Origin of the sequence: Nonomuraea endophytica (assembly GCF_014203235.1) — a bacterium.
In the GTDB taxonomy this organism is placed as follows: domain Bacteria; phylum Actinomycetota; class Actinomycetes; order Streptosporangiales; family Streptosporangiaceae; genus Nonomuraea; species Nonomuraea endophytica.
In genome coordinates, this window is sequence record NZ_JACHIN010000013.1 from 178,422 (window position 1) to 203,817 (window position 25,396).

At 72.9% G+C, this 25,396-nt stretch carries 28 protein-coding genes; 17 read left to right on the forward strand and 11 right to left on the reverse strand.

Annotated features, from left to right (window positions below):
* The first annotated feature begins 28 nt into the window (after window positions 1-28).
* From HNR40_RS39105 to HNR40_RS39120, 4 genes are read left to right on the forward strand one after another with little or no spacing between them, the layout of a single operon-like run.
* Window positions 29-1,423, forward strand: coding sequence for a DsbA family protein (locus HNR40_RS39105; protein ID WP_184970649.1), 1,395 nt, complete (start codon window positions 29-31; stop codon window positions 1,421-1,423).
* Window positions 1,420-2,205 (forward strand): NAD(P)H-binding protein, encoded by a 786-nt coding sequence (locus HNR40_RS39110; protein WP_184970652.1) that lies wholly within the window; start codon window positions 1,420-1,422, stop codon window positions 2,203-2,205. Before HNR40_RS39105 ends, HNR40_RS39110 begins: the two co-directional genes overlap by 4 nt.
* 3 nt (window positions 2,206-2,208) lie before the next feature.
* Window positions 2,209-4,839 (forward strand): helix-turn-helix transcriptional regulator, encoded by a 2,631-nt coding sequence (locus HNR40_RS39115; RefSeq protein WP_184970654.1) that lies wholly within the window; start codon window positions 2,209-2,211, stop codon window positions 4,837-4,839.
* A gap of 42 nt (window positions 4,840-4,881) precedes the next feature.
* Window positions 4,882-5,061, forward strand: coding sequence for a hypothetical protein (locus tag HNR40_RS39120; protein ID WP_184970998.1), 180 nt, complete (start codon window positions 4,882-4,884; stop codon window positions 5,059-5,061).
* Between the two features lie 12 nt (window positions 5,062-5,073).
* Here HNR40_RS39120 and HNR40_RS39125 read toward each other — a convergent pair whose 3' ends face one another.
* Together HNR40_RS39125 and HNR40_RS39130 are read right to left on the reverse strand one after the other, a co-directional pair.
* On the reverse strand, window positions 5,074-5,724 hold the full coding sequence (locus HNR40_RS39125) for a cyclase family protein (RefSeq protein ID WP_184970656.1): 651 nt from the start codon (window positions 5,722-5,724) through the stop codon (window positions 5,074-5,076).
* The gene (locus tag HNR40_RS39130; RefSeq protein WP_184970658.1) at window positions 5,721-5,972 is read right to left on the reverse strand and encodes a CBU_0592 family membrane protein; all 252 of its coding nucleotides are present in this window, start codon (window positions 5,970-5,972) and stop codon (window positions 5,721-5,723) included. Before HNR40_RS39130 ends, HNR40_RS39125 begins: the two co-directional genes overlap by 4 nt.
* Window positions 5,973-6,045: 73 nt before the next feature.
* Here HNR40_RS39130 and HNR40_RS39135 point away from each other — a divergent pair, with 73 nt between their 5' ends.
* Window positions 6,046-7,008, forward strand: a complete 963-nt coding sequence (locus HNR40_RS39135; RefSeq protein ID WP_184970660.1) for a LysR family transcriptional regulator — start codon at window positions 6,046-6,048, stop codon at window positions 7,006-7,008.
* Here the strand turns inward: HNR40_RS39135 and HNR40_RS39140 are convergent.
* Entirely contained in the window at window positions 6,949-7,527 is a 579-nt protein-coding gene (locus HNR40_RS39140; RefSeq protein WP_184970662.1) for a hypothetical protein, read from the reverse strand. The two genes, HNR40_RS39135 and HNR40_RS39140, sit on opposite strands and share 60 nt — an antisense overlap.
* Window positions 7,528-7,654: 127 nt before the next feature.
* Here HNR40_RS39140 and HNR40_RS39145 point away from each other — a divergent pair, with 127 nt between their 5' ends.
* A complete protein-coding gene (locus HNR40_RS39145; RefSeq protein ID WP_184970664.1) occupies window positions 7,655-8,785 on the forward strand; it encodes a lipase family protein in 1,131 nt (376 codons plus the stop codon).
* A gap of 55 nt (window positions 8,786-8,840) precedes the next feature.
* Here the strand turns inward: HNR40_RS39145 and HNR40_RS39150 are convergent, their stop codons facing one another.
* A complete protein-coding gene (locus HNR40_RS39150; protein ID WP_184970666.1) occupies window positions 8,841-9,755 on the reverse strand; it encodes a threonine/serine dehydratase in 915 nt (304 codons plus the stop codon).
* 40 nt (window positions 9,756-9,795) lie between these two features.
* The gene (locus HNR40_RS39155) at window positions 9,796-10,965 is read right to left on the reverse strand and encodes a trans-sulfuration enzyme family protein (protein WP_184970668.1); all 1,170 of its coding nucleotides are present in this window, start codon (window positions 10,963-10,965) and stop codon (window positions 9,796-9,798) included.
* Between the two features lie 59 nt (window positions 10,966-11,024).
* Between HNR40_RS39155 and HNR40_RS39160 the strand changes: the two genes are divergently transcribed.
* From HNR40_RS39160 to HNR40_RS39185, 6 genes are all read left to right on the forward strand, one after another.
* Entirely contained in the window at window positions 11,025-12,446 is a 1,422-nt protein-coding gene (locus HNR40_RS39160; protein WP_184970670.1) for an aminotransferase-like domain-containing protein, read from the forward strand.
* A gap of 464 nt (window positions 12,447-12,910) precedes the next feature.
* Window positions 12,911-13,615, forward strand: coding sequence for an alpha/beta fold hydrolase (locus tag HNR40_RS39165; protein WP_184970672.1), 705 nt, complete (start codon window positions 12,911-12,913; stop codon window positions 13,613-13,615).
* Between the two features lie 19 nt (window positions 13,616-13,634).
* Window positions 13,635-14,516, forward strand: a complete 882-nt coding sequence (locus HNR40_RS39170; protein WP_184970674.1) for an ABC transporter ATP-binding protein — start codon at window positions 13,635-13,637, stop codon at window positions 14,514-14,516.
* Complete coding sequence (locus HNR40_RS39175) at window positions 14,513-15,238, forward strand: ABC transporter permease (protein ID WP_184970675.1); 726 nt, start codon at window positions 14,513-14,515, stop codon at window positions 15,236-15,238. Before HNR40_RS39170 ends, HNR40_RS39175 begins: the two co-directional genes overlap by 4 nt.
* A gap of 12 nt (window positions 15,239-15,250) precedes the next feature.
* Window positions 15,251-16,336 (forward strand): sensor histidine kinase, encoded by a 1,086-nt coding sequence (locus HNR40_RS39180; RefSeq protein WP_184970677.1) that lies wholly within the window; start codon window positions 15,251-15,253, stop codon window positions 16,334-16,336.
* Window positions 16,333-16,938 (forward strand): response regulator transcription factor, encoded by a 606-nt coding sequence (locus tag HNR40_RS39185; RefSeq protein ID WP_184970679.1) that lies wholly within the window; start codon window positions 16,333-16,335, stop codon window positions 16,936-16,938. Before HNR40_RS39180 ends, HNR40_RS39185 begins: the two co-directional genes overlap by 4 nt.
* A gap of 208 nt (window positions 16,939-17,146) precedes the next feature.
* Here HNR40_RS39185 and npdG read toward each other — a convergent pair whose 3' ends face one another.
* Both npdG and panB read right to left on the reverse strand, forming a co-directional pair.
* Window positions 17,147-17,794, reverse strand: coding sequence for an NADPH-dependent F420 reductase (gene npdG, locus HNR40_RS39190; protein ID WP_184970681.1), 648 nt, complete (start codon window positions 17,792-17,794; stop codon window positions 17,147-17,149).
* Window positions 17,795-17,872: 78 nt separating this feature from the next.
* A complete protein-coding gene (panB, locus tag HNR40_RS39195; protein ID WP_184970683.1) occupies window positions 17,873-18,694 on the reverse strand; it encodes a 3-methyl-2-oxobutanoate hydroxymethyltransferase in 822 nt (273 codons plus the stop codon).
* Window positions 18,695-18,823: 129 nt separating this feature from the next.
* On the opposite strand from panB, the gene HNR40_RS39200 reads away from it, so the two are divergent.
* The gene (locus tag HNR40_RS39200; protein WP_184970685.1) at window positions 18,824-20,044 is read left to right on the forward strand and encodes an MFS transporter; all 1,221 of its coding nucleotides are present in this window, start codon (window positions 18,824-18,826) and stop codon (window positions 20,042-20,044) included.
* Here HNR40_RS39200 and cutA read toward each other — a convergent pair.
* Window positions 20,033-20,365 carry a divalent-cation tolerance protein CutA gene (gene cutA, locus HNR40_RS39205; RefSeq protein ID WP_184970687.1) on the reverse strand — a complete coding sequence of 111 codons (333 nt, stop codon included), beginning with the start codon at window positions 20,363-20,365 and terminating at the stop codon, window positions 20,033-20,035. The genes HNR40_RS39200 and cutA overlap by 12 nt on opposite strands.
* A gap of 115 nt (window positions 20,366-20,480) precedes the next feature.
* Between cutA and HNR40_RS39210 the strand changes: the two genes are divergently transcribed.
* The 4 genes from HNR40_RS39210 (at window position 20,481) to HNR40_RS39225 (ending at window position 23,293) form a co-directional block, all read left to right on the forward strand.
* Window positions 20,481-20,924 (forward strand): BlaI/MecI/CopY family transcriptional regulator, encoded by a 444-nt coding sequence (locus HNR40_RS39210; RefSeq protein ID WP_184970689.1) that lies wholly within the window; start codon window positions 20,481-20,483, stop codon window positions 20,922-20,924.
* Window positions 20,921-21,907 carry a M56 family metallopeptidase gene (locus HNR40_RS57560; protein ID WP_184970691.1) on the forward strand — a complete coding sequence of 329 codons (987 nt, stop codon included), beginning with the start codon at window positions 20,921-20,923 and terminating at the stop codon, window positions 21,905-21,907. The genes HNR40_RS39210 and HNR40_RS57560 overlap by 4 nt, the downstream gene beginning before the upstream one ends.
* Before the next feature lie 110 nt (window positions 21,908-22,017).
* On the forward strand, window positions 22,018-22,737 hold the full coding sequence (locus HNR40_RS39220) for a DsbA family protein (RefSeq protein ID WP_221341361.1): 720 nt from the start codon (window positions 22,018-22,020) through the stop codon (window positions 22,735-22,737).
* On the forward strand, window positions 22,718-23,293 hold the full coding sequence (locus tag HNR40_RS39225) for a vitamin K epoxide reductase family protein (RefSeq protein WP_184970693.1): 576 nt from the start codon (window positions 22,718-22,720) through the stop codon (window positions 23,291-23,293). The genes HNR40_RS39220 and HNR40_RS39225 overlap by 20 nt, the downstream gene beginning before the upstream one ends.
* Here HNR40_RS39225 and HNR40_RS39230 read toward each other — a convergent pair.
* Genes HNR40_RS39230 through HNR40_RS39240 form a run of 3 tightly spaced genes read right to left on the reverse strand, consistent with a single transcriptional unit; the run spans window position 23,234 to window position 25,391 of the window.
* Window positions 23,234-23,806 (reverse strand): TetR/AcrR family transcriptional regulator, encoded by a 573-nt coding sequence (locus HNR40_RS39230; RefSeq protein WP_184970695.1) that lies wholly within the window; start codon window positions 23,804-23,806, stop codon window positions 23,234-23,236. The genes HNR40_RS39225 and HNR40_RS39230 overlap by 60 nt on opposite strands.
* On the reverse strand, window positions 23,803-25,029 hold the full coding sequence (locus tag HNR40_RS39235) for a hypothetical protein (RefSeq protein WP_184970697.1): 1,227 nt from the start codon (window positions 25,027-25,029) through the stop codon (window positions 23,803-23,805). The genes HNR40_RS39230 and HNR40_RS39235 overlap by 4 nt, the downstream gene beginning before the upstream one ends.
* Entirely contained in the window at window positions 25,026-25,391 is a 366-nt protein-coding gene (locus tag HNR40_RS39240; RefSeq protein ID WP_184970698.1) for a cupredoxin domain-containing protein, read from the reverse strand. The genes HNR40_RS39235 and HNR40_RS39240 overlap by 4 nt, the downstream gene beginning before the upstream one ends.
* Window positions 25,392-25,396 lie beyond the last annotated feature (5 nt).

The following is a 25,396-nucleotide window of genomic DNA, read 5'->3' on the forward strand; positions in this document are numbered from 1 at the left end:
CCCGCCACCGGAGCCTACGGTCGCAGACATGATTCTTGTTACCGGAGCTACCGGAAAAGTCGGCGGCCAGGTGGTCGCACAGTTGCGTGAGCAGGGTGTCGAGGCGCGGGCGCTGACCCGCGATCCGAAGCGGCCCGGGGAGGTCTACGGCGACCTCGGCGACCCCGCCACGTTGGACGCCGCGCTGGACGGCGTGGACAAGGTGTTCCTCGTGTGGCCGACGCTGGCCGCCGACGGGCGGGCCGCGGAGGTGCTGAAGAAGATCACCGGGCGGGTGCGCCGGGTGGTCTACCTGTCCTCCTTGGGGGCGGAGGAGGGGACCGATCCGGTGAACTCCTCCCACCGGATGATCGAGGACCTGATCAGGGAGTCGGGCGTCGAGTGGACGTTCGTGCGGGGCGGCGGCTTCGCCGGCAACGACCTGGGCTGGGCGGCGGGCATCCGGGCCGGCGGGGTGGTGCGGGAGCCGTTCGGCGGGTGGGCCAGGTCGCTGGTGCACGAGGCTGACCTGGCCGCCGTGGGAGTGCGGGCGCTGCTGGACGACGACCACGTGGGGGCCGCGTACGAGGTGACCGGGCCCGAGGCGCAGACCCAGCAAGAGCGGGTGGAGATCATCGCCGAGGTCATCGGGCGGCCGCTGCGCTTCGAGGAGATGCCGCTGACGGAGGCCAGGGCCCACTTCGAGACGTGGCTGCCGCCGGAGGCCGTCGACGACACCTTCGACGACATGCGCCAGCTCACCGCGCGGCCCGAGCCCGTGACCGGCGCGGTCGAGGAGGTCACCGGGCGGCCGGCGCGCACCTACCGGGAGTGGGTGGCCGACCACCGCGCGGACTTCGCCCCGCCCACGGTCGTGATGACGCTGGACCTGGCCTGCGCCTGGTCCTACCTGGGCTTCAACCGGCTGCGGACGGCGCTGGAGCGACGCCGGGCCGAGGACGCCCGGGTGGAGGTCGACTTCCGTCCGTACCAGCTGGCTCCCGGCGTGCGGGAGGTCGAGCCGCTGACGCTGGTGCACGAGCGGGCCTTCGGCCCGGAGGCGGCCACGTCGACCGAGCGGATGACCCGCCTGGGCGCGGCGGAGGGCCTCGACTACCGCTTCGACCGGGCCCGGTTCGCCAACACCTTCCAGGCGCACCGGCTGATCGCCTTGGCCTCCGCGCAGGGGCGCGGGGAGGAGATGACCGAGCGGTTGTTCCGCGCCTACTTCACCGACGGCCTTGACCTGTCCGACCTCGCGACGCTCAGGGAACTGGCCGCCGAGACCGGCGTGACCTGGCAGGACGGCGGCGCGGACGAGCTGCGGGCCAGGCTCGCCGAGGTCCAGGTCAGCGGGGTGCCGGTGTTCGAGGCCGGATCGCGCACGCTGTCCGGCGCCCAGTCCGTCGAGACCCTCTACGAGCTGATCGGGGAAGCGTCATGATCCTGGTGACCGGAGGAACAGGAAGCGTCGGCGGCCAGGTGGTCGACCGGCTACGCGAGCAGGGCGTCGAGGCGCGGGCGCTGACCCGCGACCCGAAGCGGCCGGGGGAGGTCTACGGCGACCTCACCGACCCGGCGACCCTGGACGCCGCGCTCGACGGCGTGGACAAGGTCTTCCTCGTCTGGCCCGTGCTCGGCGATCCCAGGAAGGCGGAGGCGGTCGGGAGGATCGCCCGGCCGGGCAGGCACGTCGTCTACTTCTCCTCTGCCGAGGCCGGCGCGGCCGACCCGATCAACTACGCCCACGGTGAGATGGAACGCCTGGTCAGGGAGTCCGGCGCGGACTGGACGTTCCTCCGCATCACCGGCCTGGCCACCAACGACCTGCGCTGGGCGCCCGGCCTCGCGACGGGCGATGTGGCCCGCGGGCCCTTCGGCGACTGGAAGCGGACGCTGATCCACGAGGCCGACCTGGCCGCCGCCGGGGTCCGCGTGCTGCTCGACCCGGGCCACGCCGGGCAGAGCTACGTGCTCACCGGCCCGGAGCCTCTCGACGCCGGGCAGCGGGTGCGCGTGCTCGGCGAGGTCCTGCGGCGGCCGCTGCGCTTCGAGAACATGACCCGCGAGGAGATCGCCGCACTCTACGGCGACTTCGCCGACGCGCTCCAGGACTTCCCGCCCGAGCGGGTCACCGACACCGTCGAGAAGCTGACCGGCAGGCCCGCGCGCACCTACCGGGAGTGGGCCGCCGATCACGCCCGGGACTTCGCGGGTAGCCTCTGAGACATGCTGCACGGGCGGACGGACGAGACGGCCATGATCGAGCGGCTGCTGTCCGGAGCCCGGGAAGGCGCCAGCGCGGCGCTGGTCATCAGGGGTGAGGCGGGCATCGGCAAGACCGCGCTCCTCGACGCCGCCGCCGCGCGCGCCGGGGGGCTGCCGGTGCTGCGGGGCGCCGGGATCGAGTCGGAGCACGAGCTGCCCTACGCCGGTCTCAGCCTGCTGCTGGGCCGCACCGCCGAGCGGCTGGACCGGCTGCCGGAGGGGCAGGCGAGGGCGCTGGCCGCCGCGCTCGGCACCGGACCGGCGGGGGAGGGTGACCCGTTCCTGGTGGGGCTGGCCGTGCTGACGCTGCTGGCCGAGGCGGGGCCGCTGCTCTGCCTCGTCGACGACGCGCAGTGGCTCGACCACGCCTCCGCCGCCGCGCTGCTGTTCGCCGCGCGGCGGCTGGAGGCCGAGGGGGTGGTGATGCTGCTGACGGTACGCGAGCCGCACGCCCCCGGTTTCCAGGCGGCGGGCCTGGCCGAGCTGCGCCTGGGCGGCCTGGCCGACGAGAGCGCCCAGGCCCTGCTGGCCGAGCGCGCGGGCGAACTGTCGGCCCGCGAGCGCGAGGAGGTGCTGGTCGAGTCGGCGGGCAACCCGCTAGCCCTGCTGGAGCTGTCGGCCGCGCGTCGGCAGTCCGGCCCCTACTCCGTGGGGATCGTGCCGGTGCAGAGCCGGATTCAGCAGGGGTTCGCCGAGCGGGTCGCCGCCCTGCCCGAAGCCACCCGCACGCTCATGCTGGTGGCCTCGGCCGACGACACCGGCGACGCGGCCGCCGTGCTCGCCGCCGCGGGCCTGCTCGGCGCCGGGCCCGCCGACCTCGAACCGGCGGAACGCGCGGAGCTCCTCACCGCCTCAGGCGCCCGCCTGGCCTTCGGCCACCCGCTGATCAGGAGCGCCGTCTACCAGCGCGCCCCGCTGGCCAGGCGGATGGCCGCGCACCGGGCGCTGGCCGACGTCCTCGACGGCGACCGGAGCGTCTGGCATCTGGCCGCCGCCACCCCGGAACCCGACGAGGACGTCGCCGCCGCGCTCGCGGCCACCGCCGAGCGGGCCAGAGACCGGGGCGGCTACGCGGCCGTCGCCGCCGCCTACACGCGGGCCGCCGAGCTCACCCCCGACCCGGCAGTGCGCGCCCGCCGCCGCGTCGCCGCCGCCCGCGCGGCCACCGACGCCGGGCAGTTCGAGAAGGCCACCGAGCTGCTGCGACTGACCGGTTTCGAGGAGCGGGTGCACGCCGCCAAGCTGCGCGCCGTGCTCGCCGAGTCCCGCGACGACGCCCAGGACGCCTACCGCATCCTGCTCCACGAGACCGACCCGGCGGCCCCGAGCGACTCCGTCGTCCTGCTGCGCGACGCGGTCGCGGCGGCCTGGCGCAACAACGACTTCGAGTGCGTCGAGATGATGGGCGGCTTCGCGGGCACGCTGAAGGGCGGCGCCCCGGTCGCCACGCTGGCCACCGCCGCCCTGGCCGCCAACCGCATCGACCGCGGCGAGGTGGCCGACGGCCTGGCCGCCCTGCGCGCACTGCTCGCCGACCCGCCGGGCGAGGCCGCCGACGTGCGCGACCGGCTGCTGTTCGCCCGGATGCGCCTGATCACCGGGGACATCGCCGGCGCCTACGGCGAGGTCTCCTGGCTCGAACGCGACGCCCGCGAGCACGGCGCGCTCGGCACGCTGCCCGCCGTGCAGGTGATCCTGGCCCGCTGCCAGCTGTTCACCGGCGCGCACCGCGACGCCCGGCTCACCGCCGAGGACGGGCTGCGGATCGCCGCCGACACCGGGCAGACCCGGCCCGCGCTGGAGCTGCGCGCCGTCCTCGCCGAACTGGCCGCGATCGAGGGCGACGAGGAACGCTGCCGCGAGCTGTCGGCCGAGGCGCTGGAGCGCGGGCTGGCCCCCGGCTCGGTGCACGCCGCCGCCGCGCTCAGCCTGCTCGACCTGGGGCTCGGCCGCTACGAGCCGGCCTTCGACCGGCTGGCCGCCGTCCTCGCGGGCTCGCGGCCGATGGGGATGCTGTCCGCGTTGCCCCTCATGGTCGAGGCCGCGGTACGGCTCGGCCGCCCCGCCGACGCCGCCGGCCCGGCCGCGACCTACGAGCGGTGGGCCCGCGAGAGCGGACAGGCCTGGGCCGAGGGCGTGTCCCTGCGCAACCGGGCGCTGCTCACCGACGACCCGGACGACTACGCGCTGGCCGTACACCATGAGGCGTTTCCCCTCGACCGGGCGCGCGCCGAGCTCCTCTACGGGGAGCGGCTGCGGCGCGAGCGCCGGATGAGCGAGGCACGCACGTGGCTGCGGACCGCCGCAGAGGCCTTCGAACGCCTGGGCGCGCCGCCGTGGGCCGAGCGGGCGCGGCGCGAGCTGCGCGCGACGGGCGAGAGCCGCGCGGTGCGCGCGCACGCGCCCGACCTCGCGGAACGCCTCACCGCCCAGGAGCTCCAGGCGGTACGGCTGGCCGCCCAAGGGCTCAGCAACCGGGAGATCGGGGCACGGCTGTTCCTGAGCCCGCGCACGGTCGGCTACCACCTGTATAACGCGTTTCCCAAGCTGGGCGTGGCCTCGCGGGGGGAACTGGCCGGACTCGGCCTCTGATGTTCATGCTTGGGAAGGGATCAAAGGGGCATCATTGCTCACGTGAGCGAAGGCCAGTGGTGGTTCTGCCTCAAGCACATGAGGGTGGAGCCCGACCAGGGATGCCCCAACAAGGACCGGATGGGTCCCTACGCCACCCAGGAGGAGGCCGCAGGCGCACTGGAACGCGCCGCCGCCAGGAACAAGGCGTGGGACGAGGCCGACCAGGACGAGGACGACTGACGCGCCGCCGCCCTACGGGATGACGGCGTAGGCGCGCACCGGGAAGGTGCCCATGCCGGACACCATCGGCGGCGCGGCGTGGAAGCGGAAACCGCCGGCCGGCAGCGCGGACAGGCCGGTGAGGTGCTCGACGATCGGGATGCCGGCGGCGAGCAGGACGGTGTGCGCGGGGCGTTCGCCGCCTGGCGGGGTGTCGTCGATGTTGAGCGAGTCGATGCCGACCAGCGCGGCGCCCTGCTCGGCGAGCCATTCGGCGGCCTCCGAGGTCAGGTACGGGTGCCCGCTCAGGTACGTCTCGGTGCCGAAGTGCGCGTCCCAGCCGGTCCGTACGAGGACGGCGCGGCCGCGTACGAACAGGCCGTCGAAGGCGTCGAGGCCGATCGCCCGGCGGCCCTCGGCGGGGACCACGAGGCCGGGCAGGTCGGCGAGCTTCTCGATCGGGACCCGCGCCAGGTCGGCGCCGCCGGCGTAGCGGTGGTACGGGGTGTCGAGGTAGGTGCCGGTGTTGGCGGTCAGCGTGATCACGCCGATCTCGAACTCCGTGCCGGGCGCGTAGACCTCGCGGGAGTCCTCCCTGCTCAGGTGGAGGCCGAGAACGGGCCCCGGCACGCCCGGGTAGGTGGTCATGCCCTCGACGATGCGGTGGCTGAGTTCGACGATCATCGGGCGACTCCCAGACGGTAGAGCTTGACGAGGGCGACGATACCGATCCCGGCCCAGATGAGATTCAGGGCCGCCGACGGCCACGCCGCCTTGTAGCCGCTGTTGATCATCAGGCTGACCGATCCGAACAGGTTGATCACCTGGTACGGCAGGCCGTCGCCCGACATCTTCCCCGAGGAGACCATGGCGTAGCCGTACAGCAGGGTGGCCGCGCCCAGCCAGCCCAGGGCGTCGAGGAGTAACTCCATGGCGGACATTCTCCGGATTTCCTGAGCTAAAGCACAAGTAATGAAATCTACAGTTGCGCGTAAGCTGACCTGCATGGACATCGATCCTCGGCGCCTGCGTGTCCTGCACGAGGTGGCCCGCCGCGGTGGCGTCATGCGCGCGGCCGAGGCGCTCTTCCTCACCCCCTCCGCCGTCTCCCAGCAACTGGCCCACCTGGAGCGCGAGGTCGGCCTCGCGCTCATCGACCGTTCCCAGCGCCGCGTGTCGCTCACGCCGGCCGGCCGCGTGCTGGCCGGGTACGCGGAACGCGTCGAGGACGAGCTCGCCGAGGCCCGGCGCGAGCTCACCCGGTTCACCGAGCGGCTGGCCGGGCCGGTGCGGATCGCCGCCTTCCCGACCGTGATCAAGCACATCCTGGTCCCGGCGATTCAGCGGCTCGCCGTCCACCATCCGAAGATCGTTCCGATCATCCACGAGGTGTACGGCCCGCCCGCCCTCCAGGAGCTCCGGCTCGGCCAGGTCGACGTGCTGATCACCGAGCAGGACATGAGCCTGCCCGCGCTGTCGCAGCCGTCGCTGTCCACGCGCACCCTCTACGTCGACGAGTACCGCATCGTCGCGCCGCCCGCCTGGCCCGAGACGCCGCGCACGATCGGGGAGCTCGCCGGGATGCCCTGGGTGGCCGGTGAGCCCTCGCAGGCCTGCGGGCAGGCGCTGGACCGGCTGGCCGCCATCCACGGGTTCGAGCCGCGCAAGGTGCACGTCATCACCGAGTTCGGCCCGACGCTGTCGCTCGTCGTGGCCGGGCACGGGGTCGCCATCGTGCCCGAGCTGGCCCTGCTCGACGTGCCGGATGGCGAGGTGCGGGTCAGCTACATCAAGGACGTCGGGGCCCGGCGGCTGGACGCGGTGACGCGCGTCAGCCGTACCCGGTCGGGGGAGCCCGACCCCGTGCAGGCGGTCGTGATCGGCGCGATCGAGGACGCGACGCGGGAGCTAGTCGGCCACCTGCGGTCCGCTCACGCGGTCGAGGAGCCTGGCGAGCCGGTCGCGTAGGCTCGGCCGCTGCGGGATCTCGCCCGCGGCGGTGCTGACCAGGTGCTGCGCGCCGTCGAAGGTGATCAGCCCGTGCTGCGGGATCGCCAGCGCCTCGTGCGCGAGGCCGGTCAGCTCGGGGTCGCCGCTCTCCAGCGCGATGATCGTCGCGCCGGTACGGCGGGCGTCGTCCACCCGCTCCAGCAGCGGCACCGGCGCCTGCTGCTCGGCGACCACGAACAACGTCTCACCGCGCCGGGCCGCCTCGATGCGCTCCAGCCCGATCCGCAGGTGGGCGGGGGCGTCGGCGGGCGGCTGCCAGCGCACCAGCGTGGGCGCGAGCTGCGGCAGGCCGGACAGGCGCGCCTCGTCGCCCAGGTGCGCGGTCAGGTGCCACGGCTCGTCGAGGGGGGTGCCGACCAGGAGCAGGCCGCCGGGGGATCGGGTGGCCCGCAGGGCCATGCCGAGTTCGCGGGTGCGCTCGATCCAGCCCGTGTCGGCGAGGAGCTCGCGGAGGAAGGCCACAGACCCTGAGTCCATCCGACCATACTGCCGGACGGATGTCCTGACCGGCGTTATTTCGGGCCTTGACAGAAGGTTACCGCCGGGTAACGATCAGCGTGGTTTCCACGCGGCCAGCGTGGTCTTCGCGCGGGAGGACGGCGCCATGAGACTGTCCGTGATCTTATCCCTGATCATCTCGCTGATCCTGTTACCGGTGCCCGCTCAGGCGGCCTCGGCCGGAGACGTGATCTCCGCCCAGCCGACCACGGTGTACCTGCTGCCGGGCAAGCTCCTCGAAGTCCCGGTGAACGCCTGGAATGTGCTCTACCGCTCCACCTCCGCGACCGGCGCGCCCAATGCCGTCTCCGCGACCGTGCTCGTGCCCAAGGCGTCCTACCCGTTCGGCCGCCGCCCCGTCATCGGCTACGCCGTCGGCACCCACGGACTCGGCGACCAGTGCGCCCCGTCCCTCGCCATGCGCGAGGGCAGGGAGACCGAGCTGGCCCTGGTCAGCCTGTTCCTGCTCAAGGGCTTCGCGGTGGCCGTCACCGACTACGAGGGGCTCGGCACGCCCGGCCAGCACACGTACATGGCCGGGATCTCGCAGGGACAGGCCGTCCTCGACTCGGTACGCGCCGCGATCCGGCTGCCCGGCTCCGGCCTGTCGGCCAGTGCGCCCGTCGGCGTCATGGGCTACTCGCAGGGCGGCGCCTCCGCCGGGTGGGCCGGCCAGCTCCAGCCCTCCTACGCTCCCGACCTCCGCCTCAAGGGCGTCGCCGCCGGTGGCGTGCCCGCCGACCTGAAGGCCGTCGCGCAGAGCCTCGACGGCGGCGCCAACTTCGGCCTCGCCGCCGCGGCCGGTGTCGGCTTCGACGCCGCCTACGACGAGCTCGACCTCTTCAACGACCTCAACGACCGCGGCAAGGCCCTGATGACCGACGCCGCCGACGACTGCGTGGGCGACCTCTCCAAGCTCGCCGGTCTGCGCTTCTCCGACCTGTCGCCCATCGACCTCATGAACCAGCCCAAGTGGCTGGCCCGCCTGGCCGAGAACCGCCTGGGCGCCAGGCCCCCGCGCGTGCCCATCTTCCTCTACCACGCCCGCGGCGACGAGATCATCCCGCACGCCGTCGGCTCCACGCTGCGCTCGGAGTACTGCCGGGCCGGCGTGAACGCGCGCTGGCTGTCGATCCCCGGCGGCAACCACGTGCTGGGCGCCGTCGAGGGCGGCCCCCTGGCGATCGAGTGGCTGGCCCTGAGGGTGTACGGCCTGCCCGCCTTCGGCAACTGCTGAAATCCGCGGACCAAGGGGTCGCGCCTCACACCCCCCAGCGCGACCCCTTCCCGCGTCAGGCGGTCAGCGTCGCCGGGTCGGTGTTGGAGCCGCAGAGCACCACGGCCACGCGTTCCCCGTCTGCGGGCCGGTACGCGCCGCTGAGCAGGGCCGCGTAGGCGGCGGCGCCGGCGTGCTCGACGACCAGCCGGTGCTCCGACCACAGGCGGCGGCGGGCGTCGATGATCGCCTCGTCCGAGACCAGCACGCTCTCCACACCCGCGCCCGACAGGATGCCGAAGGCCAGGCCGCCCACCTGGGTGGCGCCGAGCGCGTCCGCGCCCACGCCGCTGACCTCGACCGGGACGGGGTGGCCCGCCCGCAACGCCCGGTGCAGGCCGGGGATCAGCTCGGGCTCCACGGCCACCAGCTTCACGCCTTCCCGCAGGCCGAGTGAGACGCCGGACGCCAGGCCGCCGCCGCCCACCGCGACCAGGACGGTGTCGACGCCGGGCGCCTGCTCCATCAGTTCGAGCGCCAGCGTGCCCTGCCCGGCGATCACCTCGGGCTGGTCGTAGGCGTGCACGGGCAGCGCGCCGGTCTCCGCGGCCCGTTTTGCCGCGGCTTCGGCGGCCGCCGAGTAGATGGCGCCGGTCTGGGTGATCTCGGCGCCCAGCGCGCGCAGCCCGGCGAGCTTCACCGGGCTGGTCACCGTGGGCACGAAGATCTCGGCGCGGACGCCGAGCGCGCGGGCGGCGTAGGCGACGGCCAGGCCGTGGTTGCCGCCGCTGGCCGCGATGACCCCGGTGGGCGGCAGCGTCCCCGCCGACAGGATGCGGTTGAACGCCCCGCGCACCTTGAACGAGCCGGACCGCTGCACCTGCTCCAGCTTGAAGATCACCCCGGGGGAGATCTCCAGGATCGGAGTGCGCAGGACGTGGTCCGCGACACGTTCCCCGGCCGCCTTCACGTCGGCGTGCGTCACCGTCATCTGTCATCCCCTCGCCACGGAGTCGTCGTTCCATCCGACCTTAGGACAGCGCCTGCTCAAGGTCGGCCCAGAGGTCCTCGGGGTGCTCGATGCCCACGGCCACCCGGATGGTGCCCTCGCCGATGCCGTGGCGGGTCAGTTCCTCGGGGCTGAGCGAGCGGTGGGAGGTGGTGGCCGGGTGCATGACCAGGGTCTCGACGCCGCCGAGTGAGGGGGCGAGCAGGGCCAGCCGTACCGCGGCCATGAACTTCTCGCCCGCCGCCCGGCCGCCGGCGAGCTCGAAGGAGAAGACGCCGCCGAAGTCGGGCAGCAGCTTGCCGGCCAGCTCGTAGGAGGGGTGCGAGGGCAGGCCGGGCCAGTGGACCGCGGACACGGCGGGGTGGGCGGCCAGCCGGGAGACCAGGTAGCGGGCGTTGGAGCAGTGGCGCTCCATGCGCAGGTGCAGGGTCTGCAGCCCGCGCAGCGTCAGCCACGCGGCGAACGGGTCCGGCGTGGCCCCCAGCTCCACCGAGAAGTGCCACACCTTGCGGTAGAGCGCGTCGTCGGCGAAGACCGCGAGGCCGCCGACGACGTCGGTGTGGCCGGACAGGTACTTGGTGGTGGAGTGCACCACGATGTCGGCGCCGTGCTCGATCGGGCGGCAGAGCAGCGGTGTGGCGAACGTGTTGTCCACGACCGAGACGATGCCGAGCTCGCGCGCCACGGCGCACATGCCGGGCAGGTCGGCCACCTGCAGCGCGGGGTTGGCGAGCGTCTCCAGGTAGACGAGCTTGGTCTCCGGGCGTACGGCCGCGCGCAGCGCCTCCGGGTCGTCCTCCGGGACGTAGGTCACGGTGATGCCGAAGCGGTGGACCAGCTCGTTGATCATGGCGGCGGTGCCGCCGTAGATGGCCTTCTGGGAGACCAGGTGGTCGCCGGGGCCGAGCAGGCCGAGGAGCACGCAGTTGATGGCGCCCATGCCGGAGCCGGTGGCCAGGGCGGCGACGCCGCCTTCCAGGCCGGAGACCGCCGTCTCCAGGGAGCGGACCGTGGGGTTGGCGAGCCGGCCGTACACGAAGGAGCCGTCGGGGCGGCCCATGGCGTCGGCGAAGACCGCGGGATCGTCGAACACGAACCCGGACGTCTGGTAGATCGGCACGGTGATCGGCCGGCTGCCGGTGATCTCCGGCTGGGGCAGGTGGACGGCTCGGGTCTCGGGACGAAGTTCCATGTCAACAGCATCTCCGGAAATGTCCTGCAATGTCAGATCCAATGGTGGAGAATTGGTCCATGGATGGAGCCAATCTGGTGGATCTGCTCGGCCGGTGGGCCACCGGCCGGGGGCCGCTGTACCTCCTGCTCACGGCCCGGCTGCGCGCGCTCATCGACGACGGCGTCCTGCCGCCCGGCCACCTGCTGCCGCCCGACCGGGTGCTGGCCAAGCTCCTGGCCGTCGGCCGGGGCACCGTCGTGGCCACCTACGACCTGCTCCAGCAGGAAGGGCGCGTCGTACGCCGCCAGGGCAGCGGCACCCGCGTCGCCGCCGCCCAGCTGTCGGCCGCCCGCGTCGTCGACGGCGTGCCCGCCAATCCGCTGATCCAGCACATGCTCCACCCGCCCGACGGGGTCCAGCTCCTCACCTGCGCCGCACCGGACGTGCCGCCGCCGTTCATGGTCGAGGCCTACGCCGAGGCGGCGGAACGGCTCGCCGCCCGCCCCCACGACCTCGGCTACTACCCCGCAGGCCAGCCCGCGCTGCGCGAGGCCATCGCCGCCTACTACCGCGCCCGCGGCCTGCCCACCACCGCCGACGAGATCGTCGTCACCAACGGCGCCCAGCAGGCGCTCTCACTGCTCACCGGCCTGCTCGTACAGCCCGGCGACACCGTCCTCACCGAGACGCCCACCTACCCGGGCGCGCTGGAAGTCTTCCGGCACGCCGCCGCCGTCGTACGCGGCGCCGAACACGGGGTGGCCGGCGCGCTGCGCGCACGCCCCGCCCTCGCCTACACGGTCCCCACCGCCAGCAACCCGTCCGGCGCCGTCATGGACGTGCCCACCCGCCGCCGCCTGGCCACGCTCGCCGCCGAGCACGACGTGCCGCTCATCGACGACGAGGTCTGCGCCGAACTGTGCTTCTCCGGCGAGACCCCGCCGCCGCTGGCCTCCTTCACCTCCGGCGAGCAGATCATCACCATCGCCTCGCTGAGCAAGGTCGTGTGGGGCGGCCTGCGGATCGGCTGGATCCGCGCCGCCGCCCCGCTCGCCACCCGCCTGGCCCGGCTGCGCGCCATCCACGACCTGGCGGGCGAGGCCGTCTCCCAGCTGGCCGCCGTCGCGCTGCTGCGCCGCCTGCCGGAGATCCGCCGCGACCGCACCGCCGTACTGCGTGAGCGTCACGACCACCTGTGCGCTGAGCTGCGGGAGTGGCTGCCGTCGTGGTCGTTCGAGCCGGCCCAGGGCGGCCAGACGATCTGGGTACGGCTGCCGCACGGCGACACCGACGCCTTCGCCCAGGTCGCCCTGCGCCACGGCGTCGCCATCCCGCCCGGGCGCGCGTTCGACCCGGTGGGCGGGCAGGGCTCTTACACGCGGCTGCACTTCCTGTTCACGCCCCGCGAGCTCAGCCGTGCCGTGGCCGGGCTGTCGGCCGCCTGGCACTCCTACGACGGCACCCACCACCCCACCACCACCCACGCCCTAATCGTCTAACCCCCCAACCCCCTCCTCCACCCCCCTCCCGCCTCTGCTCCCGCTCCCTCGTCCCGCCCGCTCCCTCCTCCGGCCCGCTCCTGCTCCCGCTCCCTCCTCCGGCCCGCTCCTGCTCCCGCTCCCTCCTCCGGCCCGCTCCCGCCTGCGCCTCCGCTCACTCCTGCCGGACCACGCCCTCTCGGACACCCCTCGCGGGCCATCCCTCCGGGTCGTGGGCATCCCTGCGGGCCTCGCCCTCTCAGGCCGCTCGTCCAGCTGAGGCTCTTCCACGGGGTGACGTCCGTGTTGCCGTGGCGGTCGGCGGGCTTTGTCACCCTCACCAGGGGCGCCGCCCTTCCGGGTAACCCCCGACCCGGGTAGCCAATGCCTTGGGTTACCCAGGCAGTGAAGTAGCCAGGGAACGGGGGTCACGCTGGGAGCGATATCGGGGCGGTGGGGTTTGCGGGCGTGGGAAAGTGGCGGGCATGCAGGCGATCTTCGTGCTCGTGCACAGCCCCTCGGTAGGTCCTTCGACGTGGCGGCCCGTGGCGGAGGCGCTCGGCCGGCGGGGGAGGCGGGCCGTGGTGCCGGATCTGACCGCGGTGACCGAGGGCGGTCCGCCGCACTGGCCCAGGGTGGTCGAGGCGGTGCGCGCGGCCGTACCGGAGGAAGGGCCGTTGGTGCTGGTCGGGCACAGCAACGCGGGGCTGTTCCTGCCGGTCGTGAAGGAGGGGCTGGGGGAGCGGGTGGTGGCCTGCGTGTTCGCGGACGCCCATCTGCCGCCACGTGACGGGCTGGTCAGGACGGCGGAGGAGGCGTTCCTGCCGTTTCTTCGGGATCTCGCCGGAGATGACGGGCTGCTGCCGCGCTGGACCGACTGGTGGAGCGAGGAGGACGTCGCCCCGATGCTGCCCGACCCCGAGGTCAGGCGGCGGGTGGTCGAGGAGCAGCCTCGGCTGCCGTTGGTCTATTACACCCAGCGTGTGCCGGTCCCGGCCGGTTGGGATGGGGTTCCGTGCGGCTTTCTCTGGTACGGCCCGCCGTACGACAAGGTGGCCGAGCGGGCGGCGGCCCGCGGCTGGCCGGTCACCCGGGCGCCCGGCGCCCACCTTCACCAGGTCGTCGACCCGGAAGGGGTCGCGGACACGCTGCTGCGGATCGTGAATTCTTCACTGTTCCCCGAACGCTGACCCCGCGACGATCGGAGGCATGACAGCCATCCAGGTATCCGGCCTCGTCAAGCGCTACGGCGCGTTCGAGGCCGTGAAGGGCGTCTCCTTCGAGGTCGCGGAAGGGGAGATCTTCGCGCTGCTGGGCCGCAACGGCGCGGGCAAGACGACGACGGTCGAGGTGCTGGCCGGGTTCCAGCGGCCGGACGAGGGCACGGTGCGGGTGCTCGGGCTCGATCCGGCGGGGCAGCGGGGAGAGGCGCGGCGCCGTACCGGCGTGATGTTGCAGGAGGCGGGGTTCTTCCCGGACCTGACGGTGGCGCGCACGGTCGACACCTGGCGGGACTTCACCGCGGCGGCCCGCCCGCGCGATGAGGCGCTGCGGCTGGCGGGGCTCGCGCACAAGGCGGGCACCAAGGTGCGGCAGCTTTCGGGCGGGGAGAAGCGGCGGCTGGATCTGGCGCTGGCCACGCTGGGACGTCCCGAGGTGCTCTTTCTGGACGAGCCGACGACCGGCATGGATCCGGAGGCCCGCCGCGACACCTGGGAGCTGGTGCGCGGCCTGGCCGCCGATGGCGCCACGGTGCTGCTGACTACGCACTACCTGGAGGAGGCGCAGCGGCTGGCCTCGTCGCTGGCCATCCTGGACGGCGGCGCGATCGTCGCCGCGGGCGGCATGGCCGAGACGCTGGCCGCCCAGAGCGGCCGGGTGGCCTTCCGGATGCCGCCCGGCGTCGCACCCGACGAGCTGCCGCTGCCGGTCACGCTCGAGGGCGAGCTGGCCGTCTGCCGCGCCGAGGACCCCGACCTGGCCGCGCAGACGCTGCTGAGCTGGGCGGCCGGGCGCGGCCTGCGGCTGACCGGCCTCGACGTACGCGCCGCCACCCTCGAAGACCTCTTCCTCGACAGGAGCACCTCATGAGCCTCGCGGCCACCTACAAGCTCGGCGCCCGCCTGTTCTGGCGGGACAAGGCCATGCTGGCCGGGTCGGTGATCACGCCGGTGGGCCTGACCGTCGGGATGCCGCTGCTCATGCGGCACGTCCAGGCGGACGGCGTCGCCTGGGCCACCCAGACCTTCTACGGCTCGACCGCGCTCGTGCTGTCGATCACCGGGTTCATGAACATCGCCGTGGCGCTGTCCATGCGGCGCGACCAGCTCGTGCTCAAGCGGCTGCGCTCGACGATGCTGACCGACGGGCAGATCCTGGCAGGGGAGATCGCCAGCACGGTGACGCAGACGGTCGCGCTCGTGGTCGGCTGCCTGGTGGCGGTGCGGTTCGTGGCGGACGTGCCGTTTCCCGACAATCCGGTGGTCTTCGTCGCGGCGACGCTCGGCGGCGCGGTCTGCGTGGCGGTGCTCGGCGCCGCCTACACCGCGGCGATCCCGCGGGCGGAGCTGGCCGCGGCGATGACGGTGCCGGTGTTCCTGGTGTGCGGGGTCGGGGCCGGCGCGATGGGGCCGCTGCTCGACCTGCTGCCTTCCTGGGTGCGCTCCGTCTTCGACCTGCTGCCGACCAGCGCCGCCGTACACGCGATGAAGACCGGCGAGTTCGCCGCGCCCGCCCTGAACTTGGCGCTCTGGACGCTCGCCGGGCTGGTCGCGATCCGGCTCTGGTTTCGCTGGGAGCCGCGGCGCTCGTAGATTTGTCGGACAATGACCGCTTCCTCCGCTCAACGCCTCGCCACCTGGCTGATCGCGGTGATCTCCGTCGGCTATCCGATGCTCGGCCTGATCTACCTGAGCTCGGGCCGCATGGACGTCACCCTGCTCGTGCTCGCCGCGCTCGCCGGCTGCTGGATCCCCCACTTCCTCAACATGCGGGCCGCGCTGCGGGGCGTGCGGCCCCCGCTGTTCCCGCTGACGGTCGTGTTCCAGGCCGTGGCGACCTACCTGCCCGACCCGTTCCTGCCGAGCGGGTGGTCCGGGGTGACCGCGCAGCTGCTCGCCGGCACGCTCCTGCTGTATCTGCCGCTGTGGGCGGCCGGTCCGCTGCTCGCGCTGATGACCGTGGTGCAGGCGGGCGGCATCATGGTCACGCTGAACATCCCCGTCGTCGCCGCCCTCTACGCGGTGACGATCCCGATCAGCGGCATCATCGTGTACGTCGTCGTCCGCCTGGTCGCCGTCAGCCGCGAACTCGAGTCGGCCCGCGCCGGGCTGGCCGAGGCGGCCGTGCTGAAGGAGCGGCTGCGCATCTCGCGCGACCTGCACGACGGTCTCGGTCGCAGCCTCACCGCGATCGCGCTGAAGGGCGATCTGGCCGCCCGTCTCATGGACCGCGATCCCGGTACGGCCCGCGCCGAGGTCGGCGACCTGGTGAAGGTGGCCAGGGAGGCGGCCCAGGACGTACGGCAGGTGGCCCGCGGCTACCGGGAGCTGACGCTCCGGGGCGAGACGCAACGGGCCGCTTCGCTGCTGGAGGCGTCCGGGGTGAGCGTGCAGGTCAACCTGGCCGACCGCGTGCCGCCCCGGGCGTCGGAGGAGGCGCTGGCCTGGGCCGTACGCGAGGGCATCACCAACGTCCTGCGCCACAGCGCCGCCACGACCTGCACCATCACCACGGCGGCCCAGGCGGGCCGGCTGCGCCTGGAGATCGTCAACGACGGCGCGCCCGACGCGCCCAGCGAGGACGGCAGCGGGCTGACCGGCCTGACCGAGCGCGCCGGGCAGGCCGGCGGCACCGTCGCCGTGCGCGCGGAAGGCGGCGCGTTCCGGCTGGTCGTGGAGGTGCCGGCGTGATCCGGGTGCTGCTGGCCGAAGACATGCTCATGATCCGCGCGGCGCTCTCCGCGCTGCTGCGGCTGGAGCCCGACCTCGCGGTGGTGTCCGAGGTGACGCGCGGCGACGAGATCGTGCCCGCCGCCCTGGAACACCGCCCCGACGTGGCGATCGTCGACATCGACCTGCCCGTCGTGGACGGCATCACCGCCGCCGCCGAACTGCGCGAACGGCTGCCGCAGTGCCGCATCCTGGTGCTGACCGCGCTCGGCCGGCCAGGCCAGGTGCGCAGAGCGCTGGCCGCCGGAATCACCGCGTTCCTGGTGAAGGACGCGCCGGGGGAGCGGCTGGCCGACGCGGTCCGCCGCACGCACGCGGGGCTGCGGGTGCTGGACCCCGAACTGGTGAGCTCGGCCATGGAGTACGGCGAGAGCCCCCTGACCCAGCGCGAGACCACGGTCCTGCGGGAGGCGGCCCAGGGGGTGAGCGCGGAGGAGACGGCCGGGCGGCTGCATCTGTCGCCGGGCACGGTACGGAACTACCTGACCTCGGCCATCACCAAGACCGGGGCCCGTAACAAGATCGACGCGGTGCGGATCGCCGAGGATGCCGGGTGGTTGTGAACCACTTGGCCGGTGTACGTGCCTCGTGGCGGCGGGGACCACGTCCGACGTGAGAAGCGCCCGATGATCGGGGGCCGCTCACGTCGGAGGGTGGCGTCTTGGTGGCGGGAGCCGTACGGGATGGGCGCCTTGAGAGACGCGTAGGCGAGGAAGCCATAAGAGAGGCGTCGGCGCGAGAGCCTTAAGGGATGCGTCGGCGCGGAAGCCGTCAGACGTCGGTGATGCGGAGGCCGGCGTGAGCTTTGTAGCGGCGGTTGATGGAGATCAGGTTGGCGGTGAACGCCTCGACCTGGTGGGCGTTGCGCAGGCGGCCGCCGTAGACGCCGCGCACGCCCGGGATGACCGACGCCAGCGCCTGGACGGTGTCGGTGGCCTCGCGGTCCTCGCCCAGGACCAGCACGTCCAGGTCGACCTTCTCCACCGTCTCGTCCAGGAGCAGCACGGCCGAGACGTGGTGGAAGGCCGCCACCACGCGGCTGTCCGGCAGCACGGCGGCGGCCTGCTGGGCGGCGCTGCCCTCCTCGACGGGCAGCGCGTAGGCGCCCTGCTTGTCGAAGCCGAGCGGGTTGACGCAGTCGATCACGATTTTTCCGGACAACTCGCTGCGGAGGGATTCCAGCAGCTCCTTGTGGCCGTCCCAGGGGACGGCCACGATCACCACGTCCGCCTGGGCGGCCACCTCGGCGTTGCCCGCGCCCCGCGCGCCGATGGGCTCGGCCGCCTGCTGTGCTCGTTCCGCGCTGCGTGACCCGATGAGCACGGTGTGCCCGGCCAGTACGAACCGCCGCGCCAACCCCTTGCCCTGGTCTCCGGTGCCGCCCAGAATGCCGATCGAAAGCCCGCTCACGTCTGTCATGGCTCAGATCATGCCAGCCCGGCCGCCGGGAGCCGCCTCCAGGTACCGCCCTGCGGAACTGTGGACGTCAGGTGGACGTCAGGTGTAGGTGTGCTCGGCGGACGGGAACGCGCCCGACACCACCTCGTCGGAGAACGCGCGGGCGGCGCGGTCGAGGTCGGCGGCCAGCGTGCCGTAGGCCTTCACGAACTTGGCCGGGTGCTCCGTCAGTCCCATCATGTCCTGCCATACCAGGACCTGGGCGTCGGTGGCGTCACCGGCGCCGATGCCGATCGTCGGGATGGACAGCGACGTCGTGACCCGCTCGGCCAGTTCGGCGGGCACGCATTCGAGCACCACCGCGAACGCGCCGGCCCGTTCGAGGTCCTTGGCGTCGGCCATGAGCTCGTCGCCCGACTGGCCGCGCCCCTGGACGCGGTAGCCGCCGAGCGCGTTGACCGACTGCGGGGTCAGCCCGAGATGCCCCATGACGGGAACCCCGGCCGACACCAGCAGCTCCACCTGCGGCAGCACGCGGCGCCCGCCCTCCAGCTTGATCGCGTGCGCCCCCGCCTCCTTCATGAAGCGGGCCGAGGTCTCCAGCGCCTGCGCCGGCGAGGCCTGATAGGAACCGAACGGGAGGTCGGCGACGACCAGCGCGCGCGAGGACCCGCGCACCACCGCCGCCGTCAGCGGCAGCAGGTCGTCGACGGTGACGGGCAGGGTGGAGTCGTAGCCGTAGACGACCATGGCCGCCGAGTCGCCGACCAGCAGCACCGGCACCCCGGCCCGGTCGAACGCGCGGGCGGTCATCGCGTCGTACGCGGTGAGCATGGGCCACTTCTCGCCACGCTCCTTGGCCTGGGCCAGATCGCGGATGGTGACCCGGCGGCCCGTGACGCCGCCATACAGAGAGGACATGGAACAACCCTCCTGAACAAAGCCTCGAGTCGCCCCAGTGGCGTACCCGGACACCATCGATGATGCCTCATCCGGGCGGAAACTGTCAGTGCGACCCGTCACAATAGGGGTCGGAGGTAAGTAACAATCATGGCGATCGAGCCTTACCGGCGCCTGCTGCGGCTGCCCGGTGTCCGGAACCTGCTGCTGATCGGGCTGTTCGCCCGTGTCCCGTCCACGGCGACGGGCATGGCGCTGACCCTGCACGTGGCATACTCCCTCGACCTCGGATTCGCCAAGGCCGGCCTGGTCACGATGGCCAGCACGGTCGGCATGGCGGTGGGTTCGCCGCTGTCGGGGCGCTTCGTCGACAAATACGGCCTGCGTCCCGTCCTCATCACCACCACCCTCGCCCAGGCGGTGTTCTGGGCCACCGCGTGGGCGCTGCCGTTCCCCGTGCTGGCGGTCGCGGCGGCGGTCGCCGGGCTGCTGGCGCTGCCGGTGTTCAGCGTGATCAGGCAGTGCCTGGCCGCCCTGGTGCCGCCGGAGCAGCGCCGGATGGGTTTCTCGCTCGACTCGATGCTGGTCGAGCTGGCGTACATGGCCGGGCCCGCGCTGGCCGTCGCGGGCGTCACGACGCTCGGCAGCACGTGGACGATGACGGTCGTCGCCGTCGGCCTGGTCGGCTCCGGCACCGCCCTGACCCTGCTCAACCCGCCCACCCGCTCGGCCGAGGAACTGCTGGTGGAGCAGGTCAAGGTGCCGCGTCGGCAGTGGCTGACGCCCGCGTTCGTGGCGCTGCTGGGCACGACCGCGGCGGCCACGTTCATCCTGACCGCCTCCGAGCTCGCGATGGTGGCCACGATGAAGAACGCCGGCCACGTCGGCTGGGTGGGCCTGGCGGTGGCGATCTGGTGCTTCTACTCGCTGGCCGGCGGCTTCGTCTACGGCGGCCTGTCGCGGGGCTTCTCGCCGCTGCTCCTGATCGGGCTGATGGGCGCGCTGACGATCCCGGTCGGGCTGGCCGGCGGCGACTGGCGCCTGCTGCTGCTCGCCCTGGTCCCGGCGGGCATCCTGTGCGCGCCCGCCCTGTCCAGCACCGTCGACACGGCCAGCCGCTGGGTCCCGGCCGCGGCCAGGGGCGAGGCGATGGGCTTCCACGGCACCGCGCTGCTGATCGGGGGCGCGTCGTCCGCGCCGATCGCGGGCGCCATCATCGACGGGTACGGCCCCGCGTGGGCGTTCGCCGCGGCCGGCCTGGTGGGCGTGGTCATGGTGCTCATCGCCCTCCCGCTGTGGCGGCGCCGCCCGGCCGCCTTCGCGCCCGCCCCGGTCCGCGAGGAGACGGTCGCCACGACCTCACCTCTGTGAGAGCCCCTGGTCGGGAGCATCGAGCCAGCGCAGATACGCGGCGCTGCCCGCGACGATCTCGGTGGCCACGATCTCCGGGGTCGCATAGCCGTGGCTGACCCCGATGTGCGCTTCCAGGGCGGGGTAGTCGGCGGCGGGCGTCGTGATCAGCAGTTGCCATTCCTGGGCGTCGTCCAGCACTCCCTCCCGCCAGGACAGGGACCGGACAGGCCCGATGATCTGGACACAGGCGGCCAGTCGGGCGCCCAGGATGTCGCGGGCCAGGCTTTCGGCCGCATCGGCGCTGTCCACTGTCGTGTACACGTGCAGATGGCCGGTCATAGACGCATTTTGTGCGGATTTATCCCCCCAGGAAAGGCCCTTGAGGGCGGCCGGCTCCGGCCATCGCGGAGGAGCGTCTACCGTAGAGCGAGAATCTCGCGAGAGGGGTACGGCGGTGCGGCTCGGCAACCTGGAGCGCTCGGTCATGGAGGCCCTCTGGGCGCACCCGGAGGGGATCCTGGCCCAGGACCTCGCCGCCGCGCTGCCCTCCTCACCCGCCGTGACGACCGTGCTGACCGTGCTGGTACGCCTGTCGCGCAAGGGCCTGGCGACCAGGGAACGGGCCGGCCGGGCGCATCTCTACCGTGCTGCGGCCGGCAAGGACGCCTTCGTGGCCGAGGCCATGCGGGAGGCACTGGACGAGGCCGGTGACGTGGAAGCGGCGGTGAACCGGTTCGTGGGCGCGGTCTCACCAGAGGTGGCCGCCGCCCTCCGCGCCGCCCTGACAGACCGCCCCGACCTGACGACGCCCGGGGAAACGCACCGCCCCGACCTTACGGCGACCCCGGAAGCTCTGACGGCGGATCGTAGTGGTTCGGTCAGGGGCGGGGGGTCGTGACGTTCTGGCTGGTCGTGACCGGGGTGGCGCTCCTGCCGGTGGTGTTCGGCGGGCGGGTGGCCTCGGCGCTGGCCGGGGCGGAGTGGGCGCGGCGGCATCCTCGTGCGGCGCTGGTGCTGTGGCAGGCGATCGCGCTGGCCGGTGGGCTCGGGGCCGTGGGGGTGGGGCTGGTCGCGGCGGTCGCCCCGCTGGCGGCGGCCTTTCCGCATGGGATGCACACGTTCGGGCATCAGGTGGTCGACGGGCGCGGCCTGGCAGGGCTCGGTCCAGGGCACAACCTGGCGCTGGCCTGGTCGGCCGCGCTGATCGCCTGGCTCGTGGCACACACGGCCCGCACCGCTGTCAGGACCGTGGCCAGGCAACGCCGCCAGCGCACGCTCGTGGACATCCTGGCCGACCGGATCGACGAGCGCGACATGGGCGTGCCGGTCGACGGGCGTGGCGTGGGTCTGCCCATCGATCGTGAGGTGTACGTGCTGCCGGGCGCCGAGCCGGTGGCCTACTGCGTGCCCGGATGGCGGTCGAGGGTGGTGCTGAGCCGCGGGGCACTCGATCTGCTGAACCCCGCCGAACTCCGGGCGGTGCTCGCGCACGAGCGGGCCCACGCGCGGGGCAGGCATGACCTGTTCCTGATGCCGTTCGCGGCGCTGGCCGCCGCCTTTCCCTGGCTGCCTGTGGTGAAGGCGGCGCGGCAGGCCGTACCTGTGCTGCTGGAGATGCTCGCCGACGATCGGGCCCGGCAGGTGAGCGGCGATCGCACGCTGGCCCGCGCGATCGTGCTCATGGCCGCCCCGAAGGGGCCCGAGGTGGCGTTCGGGCTGGCCGACGAGGGTGTGGTGCAGCGGGTGGAACGCCTGCTCGGCACGTCCCGGGGCCGGAGATGGGTCCCGGCCGCGGTGTACACCGCCGCGCTGGCCCTGATGAGCGGCCCGCTGGCCGTGCTGGTCGCCCCGGTGGCCTGCGTCACCTTCTGGCCCGGCTGAGCCCGGGTAGCCCGATGTTGTGTGAACCGGGGGACCGACCACTGCCCTTGTCTTCTACGCTATGTAGAAATCCAATTTTCTACGTGACGTAGAAACTCCAGGGAGGCCACGTGTCGGACGAGCAGGATCGGGCCCAGGCGCGCCGCGCCAAGGTCGAGGCCATGCGCGAGGAAGACGACCGCCTGCGCGCCAGGAAGCGCAACACCGCCTTCGTCCTGACCGCCATCGCCGTCTTCGCGGTCGTGGTCGCCGCCGTCCTGGTGGTCAGCAGGTCCGGCGGGGAGGCGCCGGCCGAGCAGGCCCAGGTGGTACGCGCCGACAGCCACCGCCTCCAGACCGCCCCGGACGGCAAGGTCACGCTGGTGGAGTTCCTGGACTTCGAGTGCGAGGCCTGCGGCGCCGCGTTCCCGGTGATCGAGCAGTTGCGCAAGCAGTACCAGGGCAAGGTCACCTTCGTCGCCCGCTACTTCCCGATCGCCAGCCACTTCAACGCCGAGCGCGCCGCGCGGGCGGTCGAGGCGGCGGCCAAGCAGGGCCGCTTCGACGCCATGTACCAGCGCATGTACCAGACGCAGAAGCAGTGGGCGGAGAAGCAGACCCCGGCCGACAAGTTGTTCAGGGAGTTCGCGCAGAGCATGGGCCTGGACATGGCCGCCTGGGACAAGGCCTACGCCGCCGAGGAGACGCTGGCCCGCATCAACAAGGACGTCGCCGACGGGCAGGCGCTCGGCGTCGAGGGCACCCCGACGTTCTTCCTGAACGGCCAGAAGCTCCAGCCCAAGTCCACCGACGACATCAAGGCGGCCATCGATGCGGCTCTCGCCAAGTGAGCAGCGGGCGGAGCCGTTCCCCCGGCTGCTGCCGTACCTGCTGCTGATCGGTGGCGGGATCGGGCTGGTCGCGGCGTTCGTGCTGGCCGTCGAGAAGATCGCGCTGCTGAAGAATCCCGCGTACGTCCCGAGCTGCAGCATCAACCCGGTCCTGTCGTGCGGTTCGATCATGTCCACGCCGCAGGCGGAGCTGTTCGGCTTCCCCAACCCGCTGCTGGGCGTGGCCGGGTTCGCGATCGTCACGACCACCGGCGTCGCGCTGCTCGCCGGGGCGGTGCTGAAGCGGTGGTTCTGGGCGGGGCTGCAGATCGGGGTCACCGCGGGCGTCGTGTTCGTGCACTGGCTGATCTATCAGAGCCTCTACGTGATCGGCGCGCTCTGCCCGTACTGCATGGTCGTGTGGGCGGTGACGATCCCGATCTTCCTCTACGTCACGCTCAGGAACCTCGCCCGCCCCTTCGCGCGCAACCACGTGATCGTGCTGACGCTGTGGTACCTAGCCGTGCTCGCGCTCATCACCATCCGTTTCTGGACGTACTGGAGCAGCCTGGTCTAGCCGCAGCGCGAGGTAGGCGCGCAGCATCATCTTGGTCTCGGCGATCAGGTGCGGCTCGTCGTGGTGGGCGCGCAGCAGCGCGTCCGCCGCCTCGACCGCGACGAGCAGCACACCACTGTCACAAACCAGCCCAGCCTGTACGGCGAGCACCTCCGCCAGCGCCTCGGCCACCTCCGCGTTCGCCCCGAAGTCGACCACCGCGAACCCCGGCACGGTCCGCTTCATCTCCAGGTACTCATCGACCACCGCCTCCACCAGCGGCTCCCAGTGCGTGATCCCGCGCCCGCGCACCCGGCGCACGAACGCGGCCAGGTTCCGCGCCGCCAGCGCGTCGGCCAGTTCCCGCTTGTCGCGGAAGTACCGGTAGACCGAGCCGATCGGCAGCCCGGTCACCGCCGCTACCCGGCGGGTGCTGAGCCCTTCGTAGCCGCTCTCGTCGAGCAGCCGGGCGGCGGCGTCGAGGATGCGCTCGACCCGCTCGGCGCTGCGCCGCTGGACCGGTGCCCGCCTCATGCGGCCAGCAGCAGGGTCAGGCCGCCGATCGTGTAGCAGATCATGAGCACGAACATCGGGATCTGGCCGGCGACGGCCCGCGCGGGCGGCAGCAGGCGTACCGACCGGTCGTGCGCGGCCACCACCCCCGCGACGTGGCCGATGACGATGGCCAGCACCTGCACCGTGGCGATCGTCCCCGGCCCCACCGCCTCCAGGTCCACCTCGGCCCGCAGCCCCAGCGCCAGCACGAACGCGCGCTGCCCCTCGATCACCAGCAGCGAGAAGTAGTGGGCGACCAGGTAGCCGACGGCGATGGGCACCAGCGAGTGCGCGAACCTCGGCGCCAGCCCGCGCGCGCCGCCGATCCGCCCCGCCAGCCACAGACAGCCCGCGTACAGCGCCGTCACCAGCACGATCGCCCCCACCAGCCCCGCCGTGCCCAGCACGACCCGGCCCGCCGCACCCGACTGCAGCGCGTCCACCCAGACCGGCGCGCCGGAGAACCCGTCGTACCCGGTGCTCCCGAGCAGCACGCACACGGTCGCGACCAGCCCAGACGCCGGCTGGACGGCATCCAGCCCGTCGAACGGATTGCGCAGCACGAGCCGCCCGTCACCCCGCCGCCCGAACGGGGCAAGCTGCCCGATCAGCGTTGAATACACCTCGAAGGCCTCGCCTCGGGCCAGCCACGCGTGGCCGTACCGGAGCGTGGCGAGGATCTGCGCGCCGCCGTACACCAGCAGAAAGACCAGCAGCGTGTACGGCGCGGCCGGCTCCGGCGAGACGAGCTCCACCCACGTGAACGTTAGCAGCCCGGCGGCGGCCGGCCAGTAGCCGAGCCGCGGGGGCAGCGGCCGGCGGGCGCGGTCCGGCAGCAGCCGCAACGGGCTCAGCACCCGCCACACCGGCCCGAACACCAGCGAAGCCGGCACCAGCCCCACCCAGAAGATCACATAGACCAGATGCGGCCCCGCGTTCCCCTCCTCAGGCCCCAGAACAAGCCACCCCACCGTGTACCCGACCACCAGAAGCGTGATCACCCGCAACATCCGCGACACAGCAGGCAGGCGCAGCGCCAGCGCCCGTCCAGCGACCTCACCCCGAAACCGCGAGTCCGGCCACAGCAGCCCCAGCGCCAGGAACGACACCACCAGCGCCGCGAACGCCCCCGCATACGCGTAGAACAGCGGGATCGGCAGGTCACCCCGGCTGCCGACCCCGTGCGCCAGGATCCCGCTCACTTCACCGCCAGCTGGGTGAGCACCAGCTTGTTCTCATGCGTCTCCACCTGGAACACCCCGGCCACATCCGCCGTGAACCGCACCGTAACCGCCTTACCCGCCAGAAGCTCGGCCTCGACGTCATAACCATGCACGTGGACCTCGTCCGAGACATCGCTGGTCACGGTGATGGCGACCGGCTGCCCCTTCCTGATCTCCACCCAGCCCGACGGCGGGCTGACCTGCCCCTGCGCGATCGTGATCGGCACCACGACCTCGCCGTTGACCGTGCTGGGCGCCGCGGTGGCCACCTCATGGCTGTTACCCGGCCGACGGTGCGTATCGGACAACTGCCCGCACCCCGCCACCACCACGGCCGCCACCAACA

Coding starts and splice junctions, on each gene's coding strand:
- HNR40_RS39105 (WP_184970649.1), top strand. CDS start 29: ATGATTCTTGTTACCGGAGCTACCGGAAAAGTCGGCGGCCAGGTGGTC.
- HNR40_RS39110 (WP_184970652.1), top strand. CDS start 1,420: ATGATCCTGGTGACCGGAGGAACAGGAAGCGTCGGCGGCCAGGTGGTC.
- HNR40_RS39115 (WP_184970654.1), top strand. CDS start 2,209: ATGCTGCACGGGCGGACGGACGAGACGGCCATGATCGAGCGGCTGCTG.
- HNR40_RS39125 (WP_184970656.1), bottom strand. CDS start 5,724: ATGATCGTCGAACTCAGCCACCGCATCGTCGAGGGCATGACCACCTAC.
- HNR40_RS39130 (WP_184970658.1), bottom strand. CDS start 5,972: ATGGAGTTACTCCTCGACGCCCTGGGCTGGCTGGGCGCGGCCACCCTG.
- HNR40_RS39135 (WP_184970660.1), top strand. CDS start 6,046: ATGGACATCGATCCTCGGCGCCTGCGTGTCCTGCACGAGGTGGCCCGC.
- HNR40_RS39140 (WP_184970662.1), bottom strand. CDS start 7,527: ATGGACTCAGGGTCTGTGGCCTTCCTCCGCGAGCTCCTCGCCGACACG.
- HNR40_RS39145 (WP_184970664.1), top strand. CDS start 7,655: ATGAGACTGTCCGTGATCTTATCCCTGATCATCTCGCTGATCCTGTTA.
- HNR40_RS39150 (WP_184970666.1), bottom strand. CDS start 9,755: ATGACGGTGACGCACGCCGACGTGAAGGCGGCCGGGGAACGTGTCGCG.
- HNR40_RS39155 (WP_184970668.1), bottom strand. CDS start 10,965: ATGGAACTTCGTCCCGAGACCCGAGCCGTCCACCTGCCCCAGCCGGAG.
- HNR40_RS39160 (WP_184970670.1), top strand. CDS start 11,025: ATGGATGGAGCCAATCTGGTGGATCTGCTCGGCCGGTGGGCCACCGGC.
- HNR40_RS39165 (WP_184970672.1), top strand. CDS start 12,911: ATGCAGGCGATCTTCGTGCTCGTGCACAGCCCCTCGGTAGGTCCTTCG.
- HNR40_RS39170 (WP_184970674.1), top strand. CDS start 13,635: ATGACAGCCATCCAGGTATCCGGCCTCGTCAAGCGCTACGGCGCGTTC.
- HNR40_RS39175 (WP_184970675.1), top strand. CDS start 14,513: ATGAGCCTCGCGGCCACCTACAAGCTCGGCGCCCGCCTGTTCTGGCGG.
- HNR40_RS39180 (WP_184970677.1), top strand. CDS start 15,251: ATGACCGCTTCCTCCGCTCAACGCCTCGCCACCTGGCTGATCGCGGTG.
- npdG (WP_184970681.1), bottom strand. CDS start 17,794: ATGACAGACGTGAGCGGGCTTTCGATCGGCATTCTGGGCGGCACCGGA.
- panB (WP_184970683.1), bottom strand. CDS start 18,694: ATGTCCTCTCTGTATGGCGGCGTCACGGGCCGCCGGGTCACCATCCGC.
- HNR40_RS39200 (WP_184970685.1), top strand. CDS start 18,824: ATGGCGATCGAGCCTTACCGGCGCCTGCTGCGGCTGCCCGGTGTCCGG.
- cutA (WP_184970687.1), bottom strand. CDS start 20,365: ATGACCGGCCATCTGCACGTGTACACGACAGTGGACAGCGCCGATGCG.
- HNR40_RS39225 (WP_184970693.1), top strand. CDS start 22,718: ATGCGGCTCTCGCCAAGTGAGCAGCGGGCGGAGCCGTTCCCCCGGCTG.
- HNR40_RS39230 (WP_184970695.1), bottom strand. CDS start 23,806: ATGAGGCGGGCACCGGTCCAGCGGCGCAGCGCCGAGCGGGTCGAGCGC.